The 13,425-nt window shown below is 72.9% G+C and carries 10 protein-coding genes; 5 read left to right on the top strand and 5 right to left on the bottom strand.

Annotated elements, in window-relative coordinates:
• Window positions 1-246: 246 nt before the first annotated feature.
• Window positions 247-1,236, bottom strand: a complete 990-nt coding sequence (gene dapD, locus ABTX81_RS39105; protein WP_350555647.1) for a 2,3,4,5-tetrahydropyridine-2,6-dicarboxylate N-succinyltransferase — start codon at window positions 1,234-1,236, stop codon at window positions 247-249.
• A gap of 127 nt (window positions 1,237-1,363) precedes the next feature.
• On the opposite strand from dapD, the gene ABTX81_RS39100 reads away from it, so the two are divergent.
• From ABTX81_RS39100 to argF, 3 genes are all read left to right on the top strand, one after another.
• Window positions 1,364-3,037 (top strand): 3' terminal RNA ribose 2'-O-methyltransferase Hen1, encoded by a 1,674-nt coding sequence (locus ABTX81_RS39100; protein ID WP_350555645.1) that lies wholly within the window; start codon window positions 1,364-1,366, stop codon window positions 3,035-3,037.
• Window positions 3,034-5,715 carry a polynucleotide kinase-phosphatase gene (locus ABTX81_RS39095; RefSeq protein WP_350555643.1) on the top strand — a complete coding sequence of 894 codons (2,682 nt, stop codon included), beginning with the start codon at window positions 3,034-3,036 and terminating at the stop codon, window positions 5,713-5,715. The genes ABTX81_RS39100 and ABTX81_RS39095 overlap by 4 nt, the downstream gene beginning before the upstream one ends.
• A 110-nt stretch (window positions 5,716-5,825) precedes the next feature.
• A complete protein-coding gene (gene argF / locus ABTX81_RS39090; RefSeq protein WP_350555641.1) occupies window positions 5,826-6,827 on the top strand; it encodes an ornithine carbamoyltransferase in 1,002 nt (333 codons plus the stop codon).
• A gap of 11 nt (window positions 6,828-6,838) precedes the next feature.
• Here the strand turns inward: argF and ABTX81_RS39085 are convergent, their stop codons facing one another.
• The 4 genes from ABTX81_RS39085 to ABTX81_RS39070 form a co-directional block, all read right to left on the bottom strand.
• Window positions 6,839-7,378 carry a superoxide dismutase family protein gene (locus tag ABTX81_RS39085; protein ID WP_350555639.1) on the bottom strand — a complete coding sequence of 180 codons (540 nt, stop codon included), beginning with the start codon at window positions 7,376-7,378 and terminating at the stop codon, window positions 6,839-6,841.
• A 90-nt stretch (window positions 7,379-7,468) separates the two neighbouring features.
• Window positions 7,469-7,876 (bottom strand): type II toxin-antitoxin system VapC family toxin, encoded by a 408-nt coding sequence (locus ABTX81_RS39080; protein ID WP_350555637.1) that lies wholly within the window; start codon window positions 7,874-7,876, stop codon window positions 7,469-7,471.
• Between the two features lie 41 nt (window positions 7,877-7,917).
• Complete coding sequence (locus tag ABTX81_RS39075) at window positions 7,918-8,409, bottom strand: hypothetical protein (RefSeq protein WP_350555635.1); 492 nt, start codon at window positions 8,407-8,409, stop codon at window positions 7,918-7,920.
• Window positions 8,406-8,771 carry a sigma factor gene (locus tag ABTX81_RS39070; RefSeq protein ID WP_350555633.1) on the bottom strand — a complete coding sequence of 122 codons (366 nt, stop codon included), beginning with the start codon at window positions 8,769-8,771 and terminating at the stop codon, window positions 8,406-8,408. The genes ABTX81_RS39075 and ABTX81_RS39070 overlap by 4 nt, the downstream gene beginning before the upstream one ends.
• Before the next feature lie 353 nt (window positions 8,772-9,124).
• On the opposite strand from ABTX81_RS39070, the gene acnA reads away from it, so the two are divergent.
• Both acnA and ABTX81_RS39060 read left to right on the top strand, forming a co-directional pair.
• A complete protein-coding gene (gene acnA, locus ABTX81_RS39065; protein ID WP_350555631.1) occupies window positions 9,125-11,788 on the top strand; it encodes an aconitate hydratase AcnA in 2,664 nt (887 codons plus the stop codon).
• Window positions 11,789-11,992: 204 nt separating this feature from the next.
• The gene (locus tag ABTX81_RS39060; protein WP_350555629.1) at window positions 11,993-13,339 is read left to right on the top strand and encodes a glycoside hydrolase family 18 protein; all 1,347 of its coding nucleotides are present in this window, start codon (window positions 11,993-11,995) and stop codon (window positions 13,337-13,339) included.
• The last annotated feature ends 86 nt before the right edge of the window (window positions 13,340-13,425 follow it).

Here is a 13,425-nt window from a genome sequence, read left to right as displayed (position 1 = left end):
CCTTGAAATCCGCGACCTGCACGTCTCCGTCGAGGCGGAGAACGGCCCCCGGGAGATCCTGACCACTCCGGGCTGCCAGGGTTGCCGCACGCTGCGGATCCGTGCGGTTGGTGCGCCGTGCTTCCGGTGGCCCTTGCGTGACGCAAGGGCCACCGGGACCCGGGTCGGAGGGGCCGGAGCGGCTTCAGGACGGGTGATGCCGGGCTTCGGGGGTCTCGAAGCCCGGCATCACGTCGGCCGTGCGGGTCAGTTGTGGGCGTGGAGGTCGGCGTTGAGGCCGCCCCAGGAGCCGGTGCGGGCGATGACCTCGACGGCGCCGGTCTGGGAGTTGCGGCGGAAGAGCAGGTTGTCCTGGCCGGACAGCTCGACGGCCTTGGCCACCGCGCCGTCCGGGGTGGTGACCCGGGTGCCGGCGGTGACGTAGAGGCCGGCCTCGACGACGCAGTCGTTGCCGAGCGAGATGCCGATGCCCGCGTTGGCGCCGAGCAGGCAGCGCTCGCCGACGGAGACGACCTGCTTGCCGCCGCCCGACAGGGTGCCCATGATCGAGGCGCCGCCGCCGATGTCGCTGTGGTCGCCGACCAGGACGCCCGCGCTGATCCGGCCCTCGACCATCGAGGTGCCCAGCGTGCCGGCGTTGAAGTTGACGAAGCCCTCGTGCATCACGGTGGTGCCGACGGCCAGGTGCGCGCCGAGGCGGACGCGGTCCGCGTGGGCGATGCGCACGCCGGACGGGGCGACGTAGTCGGTCATCCGCGGGAACTTGTCGATCCCGTAGACGGCGAGCTGTCCGCCCTGGGCGCGCACGGCCAGCCGGGCCTGCTCGACCTTGTCCACCGGAACCGGGCCGATGCTGGTCCACGCGACGTTGGCCAGCAGGCCGAAGATGCCGTCGAGGCTCAGGCCGTGCGGGCGGACCAGGCGGTGGCTCAGCAGGTGCAGACGCAGGTAGGCGTCGTGCGCGTCGAGCGGCTTCTCGTCCAGCGAGGCGATGGTGGTGCGCACGGCGACCACCTCCACGCCGCGGCGGGCGTCGGCGCGCAGCGCCTCGGCGGCGCCGGTGCCCAGTTCGGCCTCGGCCTGCTCGGCGGTCAGGAGGACGGTCCCGGCCGGGCCGGCCTCGGCGGTCAGCGCGGGGGCCGGGTACCAGGTGTCGAGGACGGTGCCGTCCGCGGCGATGGTGGCCAGACCTGCGGCGACGGCGCCGCTCACGGGGGTGGTGGATTCTGCAGTCACATCGTGCACGTTAACGAATCCGGGCCGTCGCTGCCGAACACGCTCACCGTCCGGACCGGGCCCGCCGGCCCCGGGCGGCGACAAAATGCGGTGCTCGGGGAGCTCCTCCTCGGCCATACTCCAGCGGGTGTTCATGTCGATCTCCACCACAGGTACCGCCGAGAACCCGGCCACTGACCTGGGCTTTCTGCTGCACAAGCACCCCGGCAGGGTCCAGCGGTTCTCCACGGCGCACGGCGAGGCGCACGTCTTCTACCCGGAGGCGGGCGACGAGGCCTGCACGGCCGCGCTGCTGCTCGACGTCGACCCGATCGCGCTGGTCCGCAAGGGCCGGGGCAAGGGACGCGCCGGCTCGCCCGACTTCGCGCTCGCCCAGTACGTCAACGACCGCCCCTACGCGGCCTCCTCGCTGCTCGCGGTGGCGCTGCGGACGGTGTTCCGGACGGCGATGAAGGGCGTCTGCGAGGCCCGCCCCGGGCTGGCCGACCAGCCGCGCCCGCTGCGGATCTCGCTGCCGGCCGTGCCGGTCGGCGGCGCGGCCGGCGAGGGCGCCGGCGTGGCGATGGCGGTCCGCCTCTTCGAGCCGCTGGGCTGGCAGGTGGAGGCATCGGCGATCCCGCTGGACGAGGCGTTCCCCGAGTGGGGCGAGTCGCGCTATGTCCGGCTGGAGCTGTCGGCGCCGCGGGCGCGGCTGGCCGACGCGCTGCAGCAGCTGTATGTGCTGCTGCCGGCGCTGGACGGCGCCAAGCACTACTGGGTCGCCCCGGACGAGGTCGACAAGCTGCTCGTCGCCGGTGAGGGCTGGCTGGCCGCTCACCCGGAGCGGGCCCTGATCTCCCGCCGCTACCTGTCGCGCCGCTGGACGCTGACCCGGCGGGCGATGGAACGCCTGGAGCTGGCCCGGCTGGCGGAGGCCGACGACCGCGAGGTCGAGGAGGTCGACAACGCGGTCGACGACAGCGCGGTCGACGACAGCGCGGAGCAGGCCGGGCACGAGGAGGCCGGGCAGGAGCAGGCCGAGCGGCGCGGGCCCTCGCTGGCCGAGCAGCGCCGTACCGCCATCCTGGACGCGCTGCGCGAGACCGGGGCGACCCGGGTGGCCGACCTCGGCTGCGGCCAGGGCGAGCTGGTCGCGGCGCTGCTGAAGGACGTGCGGTTCACCGAGGTGCTGGGCGTGGACGTGTCGGTGCGGGCGCTGTCTGCGGCCGCCCGCCGGCTGCGGCTGGACCGGATGCCGGAGCGTCAGGCGAGCCGGGTACGGCTGGTCCAGGGCGCGCTGACGTACACGGACGCGCGGCTGAAGGGCTTCGACGCGGCCGTGCTCTGCGAGGTGATCGAGCACCTGGACCTGCCGCGGCTGCCGGCCCTGGAGTACGCGGTGTTCGGCGCGGCCCGGCCGCCGGCGGTGGTCGTGACCACGCCGAACGCCGGGTACAACGTCCGGTGGGAGAGCCTGCCGGCCGGTCACCTGCGGCACGCCGACCACCGCTTCGAGTGGGACCGCGCCGAGTTCCGCGGCTGGGCCGAGCGGGTCGCCGCCGCCTACGGCTACACGGTCGACATCCGGCCGGTCGGTCCGCAGGACGCCGAGGTGGGCGCCCCGACCCAGCTCGCCCTGTTCCGCCTCGCCGACGAGGCCGACGAGGCCGACGAGGCAGGCAAGGCAGGCAAGGCAGGCAGGACCGGCAAGGCAGGCAGGACCGACAGGGACGACAAGGCCACCGAGGCCGCCGACGCGCCGGCCGAGAAGACGGCCACCATGGACACCAGCACGACGCCCGAAGGGGGCGAGACCCGATGACCGACGAGACCCGGACCGACGAGACCGACGAGACAGACGAGACGGACGAGACGGACGGCACCCGCGCGACCCGGTCCGCCGCGCCCGTTCCCCGCCGCCTGCCGGTGACGGACGTCTCCCTGGTGGTCCTGATCGGCACCAGCGGCGCCGGCAAGTCCAGCTTCGCCCGCAAGCACTTCCTCCCCACCCAGGTGGTCTCCTCGGACTTCTGCCGGGGCCTGGTGGCCGACGACGAGAACGACCAGTCCGCCTCCGCCGAGGCCTTCGACGTGCTCCACTACATCGTCGGCAAGCGCCTCGCCGCCGGCCGGCTGACCGTCGTGGACGCCACCAACGTGCAGCCGGAGGCCCGCCGCCGGCTCGTCAGGATCGCCCGCGAGCACGACGTGCTGCCGATCGCCGTCGTGCTGGACGTCCCGCCGGGCGTCTGCGCCGAGCGCAACCGCTCCCGCCCGGACCGGCAGCTGCCCGCGCACGTGGTGCCGCGCCAGCACCGCGAGCTGCGCCGCTCCCTGCGCGGCCTGGAGCGCGAGGGCTTCCGCAAGGTGCACGTCCTGCGCGGCGAGGCCGAGGTCGAGGCCGCCGAGATCGTGCTGGAGAAGCGCTTCAACGACCTGCGCCACCTCACCGGCCCGTTCGACGTCGTCGGCGACATCCACGGCTGCCGCGCGGAGCTGGAGACCCTGCTGACCCGCCTCGGCTGGACCCTGGTGCGCGACGGCGCCGGGCGCCCGGTGGACGCGGTGCACCCCGGGGGCCGGACGGCCGTCTTCGTCGGCGACCTGGTCGACCGCGGGCCGGACACGCCGGGGGTGCTGCGCCTGGTGATGGGCATGGTGGCGGCCGGGCACGCGCTCTGCGTGCCGGGCAACCACGAGAACAAGCTCGCCAGGGCGCTGGACGGGCGGAAGGTCACCGTCTCGCACGGCCTCCAGGAGTCGCTGGACCAGCTGGCGGGCGAGTCGGAGGAGTTCCGGGCCGAGGTCCGGGCGTTCATCCGCGGCCTGGTCAGCCACTACCTGCTGGACGGCGGCGCCCTCGTGGTCTGCCACGCCGGCCTGCCGGAGAAGTACCACGGCCGGGCCTCCGGCCGGGTGCGCTCGCACGCCCTGTACGGGGACACCACCGGCGAGACCGACGAGTACGGGCTGCCGGTGCGCTACCCGTGGGCGGAGGAGTACCGGGGCCGGGCGCTGGTGGTCTACGGCCACACGCCGGTGCCGTCGGCGAGTTTCCTCAACAACACCATCTGCCTGGACACCGGCTGCGTCTTCGGCGGCAGCCTGACCGCGCTGCGCTACCCGGAGCGGGAGCTGGTCGGCGTCGAGGCCGAGCGGGAGTGGTACGCGCCGGTGCGGCCGATGCGCACGGACGCGCCGGGGGCCCGCGAGGGCCGTCCGCTGGACCTCGCCGACGTGGCGGGCCGCCGGGTGGTGGAGACGGCGCTGCACGGCCGGGTCGCGGTGCGGGAGGAGAACGCGGCGGCGGCGCTGGAGGTGATGAGCCGGTTCGCGATCGACCCCCGGCTGCTCGCCTACCTGCCGCCGACCATGGCGCCGAGCGCGACCTCGGGCCGGCCCGGCTACCTGGAGCACCCGGACGAGGCCTTCGCCGCCTACCGGGCGGACGGTGTCGAGCGGGTGATCTGCGAGGAGAAGCACATGGGCTCCCGCGCGGTGGTGCTGGTCTCCCGGGACGGCGCGGCGCTGGAGAAGCGGTTCGGGCCGGCCGGTCCGGGCGCGATCTGGACCCGCACCGGCCGGGCGTTCCTCGGGGACGAGGCGCTGACCGCCGCGGTGCTGGAGCGGCTGCGGGCGGCCGCCGAGCGCTCCGGGCTGTTCGAGGAGCTGGACACCGGCTGGCTGCTGCTGGACGCCGAGCTGATGCCGTGGTCGCTGAAGGCCGTCGAGCTGCTGCGCCGTCAGTACGCGGCGGTCGGCGCGGCGGCGGGCGCGGCGCTGCCGCAGGTGCTGGCCGCGCTGGAGCGGGCCGGCGGGCGGGGGCTGGACGTGGCCGCGCTGACCGGGCGCCAGCGGCAGCGCGCCGCCGACGCGCAGGCGTTCACCGAGGCGTACCGGCGGTACTGCTGGCCGACGGAGGGCCTGGCCGGGATCCGGCTGGCGCCGTTCCAGGTGCTGGCGGCCGAGGGGGCGAACCTCGCGGTGCGTCCGCACGACGAGCACCTCGCCTGGATCGACCGGCTGGTCGAGGCGGACGAGGCGGACGAGGCGGACGAGGCGGAGCACCGGGGCGCGCCGCTGCTGCACCGGACCGGCCGGCTGGAGGTGGACACCGCCGACGAGGCGTCGGTCGCGGCGGGTGTCGCCTGGTGGGAGGAGCTGACCGGGGCGGGCGGCGAGGGCATGGTGGTCAAGCCGCTGGCCTCGCTGGTGCGCGGCCGGGCGGGGGAGGGCCGCCCGGGCGGGCTGGTCCAGCCCGGGGTGAAGGTGCGCGGGCGCGAGTACCTGCGGATCGTCTACGGCCCGGACTACACCGAGCACCTGGACCGGCTGCGCCGGCGCTTCCTCGGGCACAAGCGTTCGCTGGCGCTGCGCGAGTACGCGCTCGGGCTGGAGGCGCTGGACCGGCTGGCGGGCGGGGAGCCGCTGTGGCGGGTGCACGAGCCGGTCTTCGCCGTGCTCGCGCTGGAGTCGGAGCCGGTGGACCCGCGGTTGTGAGGGCCGGGCGGGCGGGAAGGGGCGGTCTTGCATACAAATTCTGAGCATCGTATAGACTTGCTTACTTCCTGCCCGCCCGTCACCGTCACCGTCACACCCAGGAGCCCGGCATGGCCTACAACCTCCGGAACAGGCACTTCCTCAAGGAGCTCGACTTCACGCCCCAGGAGTTCCGCTTCCTGGTGGACCTCGCCGCCACGCTCAAGGCGGCGAAGTACGCGGGCACCGAGCAGCCCCGGCTGCGCGGCAGGAACATCGCGCTGATCTTCGAGAAGACCTCCACCCGGACGCGCTGCGCCTTCGAGGTCGCCGCCCACGACCAGGGTGCCACCACCACCTACCTGGACCCGGCCGGCTCGCAGATCGGCCACAAGGAGTCGATCAAGGACACCGCCCGGGTGCTCGGCCGGATGTTCGACGGCATCGAGTACCGCGGGCACGGCCAGGCGGTGGTCGAGGAGCTGGCCGCGTACGCGGGCGTGCCGGTCTTCAACGGTCTCACCGACGAGTGGCACCCCACTCAGATGCTGGCCGACGTGCTCACGATCACCGAGCACACCGCCAGGCCGCTCACCGAGGTGGCGCTCGCCTACCTCGGCGACGCCCGTTCCAACATGGGCAACTCGCTGCTGGTCACCGGCGCGCTGCTCGGGATGGACATCCGGATCGTCGCCCCGCGCGCCCTGTGGCCGGACGAGGAGGTGCGCAAGGCCGCGCAGGCGCTCGCCGAGACCAGCGGCGCCCGGATCACCCTCACCGAGGACGTCGCCGAGGGCGTGGCCGGGGCCGACTTCCTCTACACCGACGTCTGGGTCTCGATGGGCGAGCCCAAGGAGGTCTGGGCCGAGCGGATCGCGCTGCTCAAGCCGTACCAGGTGTCGATGGAGACGGTGCGCGCCACCGGCAACCCGCAGGTGAAGTTCCTGCACTGCCTGCCGGCCTTCCACGACCTCGGCACGGTCGTCGGCCGGCAGCTGTTCGAGGAGACCGGCATGACCGAGCTGGAGTGCACCGACGAGCTGTTCGAGTCGGCGCACTCCGTGGTCTTCGACCAGGCCGAGAACCGCCTGCACACCATCAAGGCCGTCCTGGTCGCCACCCTCGGCGGCTGATCCGCCCCGCCCTACTCCGCCTCGTCCAGGTTCACGCAGGCGACCCGGTCGGCCGCGCGGTGCGCGCCGGCCGGGTCGCCCGCGTGCAGCACCAGCGAGCGGGCCCCGCCCGGCCGGGGCCGCCAGGCCACCGAGCCGGCGGCGGTGCCCTCGCCCCGTCCGTCGGTGCGCAGCGCGAGCCGCAGCTCGTTGCGGTCGTTGGCGTAGGCGGGGTCGGTGGACGGGCTGACCGGGTCCACCACGTCCTGGTAGTGCGGGCCGGACGCGGCCGGGTCGGCCCCGCACGCGCCCGTGTGCAGGTGCACCGGGAACTCGTGGTCGGCGGCGACCCCGGCCACGCTCAAGGTCAGCACCGTCCGCCCGGGCACCGAGCGGTCCACCACCACCCGCACGTGCGAGCCGTACGGCACCAGGTCCGGCGCGTGGCTGACCGCGGCCGGCGGGACGAACGCGGTGGCCGGGTCGAAGTCGGCCTCGGTGACCGTGACCGGGACGGCGGCGGGCGCCAGCAGGGCGAACGGGAGCAGCGCGGCGGCGAGCGGAGCGGGCATCGGCGAACCTCTTCGGGTGGGGCGGGAGGCCGGACGCCCCGTTCAACGGCGCGCACCGCCTCCCGGACACGGCCCCGGCACCCGTCCGCGCTACCCGTCGGCCCGGCGGATCCCCCGGATCTCGCAGCGCGGCCCGCTGGCCCGCATCAGCCGCAGGTCGGCGGTGACCAGCGGCGCGCCGAGGCGCTCCGCCACCGCCACGTAGGCGGCGTCGTCCGGGGTGAGGTTGTCCTTGAGCTCCCAGATCCGTCCGAGCAGCGGCTCGACCGGGACCTTCCGGATCGCCAGCCCGGGCAGTCCGGCGGCGAGCTCGCCGACCCGTTCGGCGGTGAGCTCGCGTGCCAGGTAGAGGCCGCGCAGCGACTGCATCACCTCGATGACGACGTGCTCGGGCGCCACCCATTCGCCGCCCGCGGCCAGCTCCGCCCGGGCCGTCTCCCCGCGCTCACCCTCGTCGGCCAGCGCCAGCACCAGCGCGGACGCGTCCACCACGATCATCGGTCGGCCCCCGAATCCGTTCCCGGCCCGTCATTCCGGGGTCACCGTACCGGGGTGGGTTCGCCGGTCGGGAAGAGGCCCGGTTCCACCTCGAACGGCTGGACGGCCTGTTCGGCCTGCTGCGCCGCGTCGGGGGTGATCCACTCCTGGAAGCCGGGGGCCATCGCGATGGCCTTGATCTGGTCGAGGGTGAGCGGCAGCCCGTCGCGGGTCTGCGTGCGGTTGTTGACGTTGACCCGGACCTCGGTGTTGTCCGCGCGCAGCAGGTGGGCGGTGCGGAAGAGGCGGCCGTGCTCGGTCACCTCGGTGAGGAGCAGGCGGCTGCCGTCCGGGAGTACGGCGTCGGAGCAGTACTGGGCCTGCTGGTTGACCGGCCGGGAGCAGCTGTAGAGGCCGTCGAAGAAGGCGGTGGCCGGGGAGCCCGCGACGGGAGCGCCGGAGGGGTCGTGGTCGCCGATGCCGCCGCTCACCGCGACGGTGACGGCGGCCGGGCCGTTGCCGTCGTCGTAGAGGAGGGCGCCGCGGGTGTTCACGCCGGGCTGTTCCGGTCCGGCCCAGGACTGGTCGTCGTAGACGGGTCGCCGGCCTCGGGGCCGCGGCTGCCGGGGGGTTCCGGCAGGTCGCCGAGGGCGGGCCGTTCGCCGCTGCGCCGCAGCCGCCGGTGGGAGAGGTGGGTGCGGACGAGCACGCCGCGGGCGTAGGCCTCCGGGCTCTCGGCGCGGCGGACCTTGGGCCAGGCGGCGTAGAGCTTGGCGAGGGTGGTCTGGGTGAGGTCCTCGGCGAGGTGCCAGTCCCCGCAGAGCAGCAGCGCGGTGCGGAGGAGGTGCTGTCCGCGGGCGTGGGCGAAGGCCTCGAACTCGGCGTTCTCCGCGCTGCGTCGCGTCTTCCCGATCACGCTGTCCCCTGCCCCTCGCGTCCCGTGGACGGCGGCTGTCCGCCCCCTGTGCCCGGATGGACGCGTGAGCCCGGGGCGCGCGTTACGGGCGCGCGTTGCGGGGGGTTCGGCGGGGGGTCGGGGAGGATGCACCCGGTGGAGTCAGGCTGGAGGTGGTGCCGACGTGGCGGACGTCGCGGCATGCACTATGGTTTATCTCGACATCGAGATAACTCCGCCTTACGATATATCTCGACATCAAGATACTTGCCGAGAGGCGCTCACCGGCGGTGCGGGCAAGGTCAGCCTAAGTAAGGGTGACCTTACCACCGTGGCGGCCGGATACCGCACGAAGCACCTAGAAGGAGTCAGTCGTGTCCGCGAACAGCTTCGACGCCCGCAGCTCGCTGCAGGTGGGCGACGAGTCGTACGAGATCTTCAAGCTCTCCGCCGTCGAGGGTTCCGCTCGGCTGCCCTACAGCCTCAAGGTGCTGCTGGAGAACCTGCTCCGCACCGAGGACGGCGCCAACATCACCGCCGACCACATCTCGGCCCTCGGCAACTGGGACGCCGACGCCCAGCCGAGCCAGGAGATCCAGTTCACCCCGGCCCGCGTGATCATGCAGGACTTCACCGGTGTGCCGTGCGTGGTCGACCTCGCCACCATGCGCGAGGCCGTCAAGGAGCTGGGCGGCGACCCGGCCAAGATCAACCCGCTGGCCCCGGCCGAGCTGGTCATCGACCACTCCGTCATCGCCGACAAGTTCGGCACCCCGGACGCCTTCGTCCAGAACGTCGAGATCGAGTACGGCCGCAACAAGGAGCGCTACCAGTTCCTGCGCTGGGGCCAGACCGCGTTCGACGAGTTCAAGGTCGTCCCGCCGGGCACCGGCATCGTCCACCAGGTGAACATCGAGCACCTGGCCCGCACCGTCATGGTCCGCGGCGGCCAGGCGTACCCGGACACCTGCGTCGGCACCGACTCGCACACCACCATGGTCAACGGCCTGGGCGTGCTGGGCTGGGGCGTCGGCGGCATCGAGGCCGAGGCCGCCATGCTCGGCCAGCCGGTCTCCATGCTGATCCCGCGCGTCGTCGGCTTCAAGCTGACCGGCGAGCTGCCGGCCGGCACCACCGCCACCGACCTGGTCCTCACCATCACCGAGATGCTGCGCAAGCACGGTGTGGTCGGCAAGTTCGTCGAGTTCTACGGCGACGGCATCGGCGCCATCCCGCTGGCCAACCGCGCCACCATCGGCAACATGTCGCCGGAGTTCGGCTCGACCTGCGCGATCTTCCCGATCGACGCCGAGACCATCAACTACCTGAAGCTCACCGGCCGCGACGAGCAGCAGCTCGCCCTGGTCGAGGCGTACGCCAAGGAGCAGGGCCTCTGGCACGACCCGTCGCACGAGCCGGTCTACTCCGAGTACCTGGAGCTGGACGTCTCCACCGTCGTCCCGTCGATCTCCGGCCCGAAGCGTCCGCAGGACCGCGTGATCCTGGCCGAGGCCGCCGAGCGCTTCGCCGAGGCGCTGCCGACCTACTCGGCCGAGGCGTCCAAGCCGACCGAGGTCAACGCCCCCGACGGCTCGTCGTACCGGATCGACAACGGCGCGGTCGTGATCGCCTCGATCACCTCCTGCACCAACACCTCCAACCCCTCCGTCATGCTGGGCGCCGCCCTGCTGGCGAAGAAGGCCGTGGAGAAGGGCCTGACGGTCAAGCCCTGGGTCAAGACCACCCTGGCGCCCGGTTCCAAGGTCGTCATGGACTACTACGAGAAGGCCGGCCTGCTCCCGTACATGGAGAAGCTGGGCTTCAACCTGGTCGGCTACGGCTGCGTCACCTGCATCGGCAACTCGGGCCCGCTGCCCGAGGAGGTCTCGGCCGCGGTCAACGAGTCCGACCTGGCCGTCGTCTCGGTGCTCTCCGGCAACCGCAACTTCGAGGGCCGGATCAACCCCGACGTCAAGATGAACTACCTGGCCTCCCCGCCGCTGGTGGTCGCCTACGCCCTCGCCGGCAACATGAACGTCGACATCACCAAGGACGCCCTGGGCCAGGACGCCGACGGCAACGACGTCTTCCTCGCCGACATCTGGCCGTCCGAGCAGGAGGTCGCCGACGCCGTCGCCGCCTCCATCGACCAGGACATGTTCGACAAGGGCTACCAGGACGTCTTCGCCGGCGACCACCGCTGGCAGTCGCTCCCGGTCCCGACCGGCAACACCTTCGAGTGGGACACCGAGTCCACCTACGTCCGCAAGCCCCCGTACTTCGAGGGCATGGCCAAGACCCCGAGCCCGGTGACCGACATCGCCGGCGCCCGCGTCCTGGCCAAGCTGGGCGACTCGGTCACCACCGACCACATCTCCCCGGCCGGCAACATCAAGCCGGGCACCCCGGCGGCGCAGTACCTGACCGCCAACGGTGTCGAGAAGCGCGACTTCAACTCCTACGGCTCGCGCCGCGGCAACCACGAGGTCATGATCCGCGGCACCTTCGCCAACATCCGCCTGCGCAACCAGATCGCGCCGGGCACCGAGGGCGGCTACACCCGCGACTTCACCCAGGCCGACGCGCCGGTGTCGTTCATCTACGACGCCTCGCAGAACTACCAGGCCGCCGGCACCCCGCTGGTCGTCCTGGCCGGCAAGGAGTACGGCTCCGGCTCGTCCCGCGACTGGGCCGCCAAGGGCACCGCGCTGCTCGGCGTCAAGGCCGTCATCGCCGAGTCCTACGAGCGCATCCACCGCTCGAACCTGATCGGCATGGGCGTCCTGCCGCTGCAGTTCCCGGAGGGCGAGAACGCCGACTCGCTCGGCCTGACCGGCGAGGAGACCTTCTCCATCACCGGCGTGACCGAGCTCAACGACGGCCGCACCCCCGCGACCGTCAAGGTCAAGGCCGCCCGTGACGGTGAGGCCGGCAGGGAGTTCGACGCGGTCGTGCGCATCGACACCCCCGGTGAGGCGGACTACTACCGCAACGGCGGCATCCTGCAGTACGTGCTGCGCAGCCTGATCAACGGCTGAGCACCGCGCTGAGCGCCGAGGAGGCCGGACCGCACCCGCGGTCCGGCCTCCTTCGCTTTGCCCGGAAGCCGCCCGCGCTTTGCCGGCCTTTTGCATAGTGCGCCGACCGGGCCCGACCCCTTGTGCGGCACCGGCACGATGGACTAAACCTCTGTTCCAGCTTGGTCCAGACCAATTGACGCTGCTTCAGAGAATAGGTCCGGTATGCCCATTCGCCGCCCCGCCCTGCTCGCCGCCGCCACCGTCGCCGCGCTGCTCGCCTCCACCGCCGCCACCGCCACGGCCAATGCCGCCGACGGCGCCAAGGGCCCCAAGCTGAAGGGCCAGCGCGTCGGCTACTTCACCTCGTGGGGCGCCGACAGCCTCGCCAAGCGCGTCCAGGAGACCGGCCAGGCCGGCAAGCTCACCGTGATCAACTACGCCTTCGGCAACGTCTCCGCCGAGGGCACCTGCTTCCAGAGCAACGAGGCCGGCCAGGGCGACGCCTACAACGACTACCAGCGCGCCTTCTCCGCCGCCGACTCGGTGGACGGCGTCGCCGACGCCCCGGGCCAGGCGCTGAAGGGCCACTTCAACCAGCTGCGCAAGCTCAAGGCGAAGAACCCGCAGCTCAAGGTCGTCATCTCGCTGGGCGGCTGGAGCTGGTCCAAGTACTTCTCGGACGCCGCCGCCACCGAGGAGGCCCGCCAGAAGTTCGTCTCCTCCTGCATCGACCTCTACATGAAGGGCGACGTGCCGCAGCTGGCCGGCTCCCCGGAGGGCGGCGCCGGCACGGCCGCGGGCGTCTTCGACGGCATCGACGTCGACTGGGAGTACCCGGGCGGCGGCGGTGACGAGGGCAACGTGGTCCGCCCCGAGGACGGCCGCAACTTCACCCTGCTGATGGCCGAGTTCCGCAAGCAGCTGGACGGGCTGGCCGCCGAGCGCGCCGAGGGGGCCAAGGGCAAGGCGAAGAAGCCCGAGCACTACCTGCTGACCGCCGCCGTCGCCGCCAACGAGACCGTCGCCGACCGGCTGGAGCTGCCCGAGCTCGCCGGCTCCGTCGACTGGCTCAACCTGATGACCTACGACCTGCACGGCCCGTGGGAGGGCAAGGGCCCGGCCAACCACCAGGCCCCGCTCTACTCCGACCCCACCGACCCGGACGCCCGCCAGCGCAGCGCCGACAAGGCCGTCGACCACTACGCCCAGCGCGGCCTGCCCTCGCAGCAGACCGTCCTCGGCGCGCCGTTCTACGGCCACGGCTGGACCGGTGTGCCGGCCGGCAACCGCAACGGCCTGTACCAGAAGGCGACCGGCACCGTGGCGGACCGCTCCTACAAGGAGATCAACGCGCTGCCCGGCACCACCTACGTGGACCGCGACCACGGCGCGTCCTGGAAGTACGACGGCACCACCTTCTACAGCTTCGACTCGGCCGAGGTGCTGACCGAGAAGGGCCGCTACGCCCGCTGGAACGACCTGGCCGGTGTGATGGTCTGGTCGCTGGACGGTGACGACGCGCAGGGCAGCGGGATCGCCTCCCTGGACAAGGGCCTGCGCGGCAAGTGAGCCCGGCGCCGGCCTGAGAGACGGGTGGGCCCCCGCCGCGCCCTGGCGTCCTGCATGCCGAGGTTCGCGCTCTGGCTGCCGACCGG

Origin of the sequence: Kitasatospora sp. NPDC097605 (assembly GCF_040302725.1) — a bacterium.
Taxonomy (GTDB): domain Bacteria; phylum Actinomycetota; class Actinomycetes; order Streptomycetales; family Streptomycetaceae; genus Kitasatospora.
This window is presented reverse-complemented; position numbering and strand designations above follow the sequence as displayed.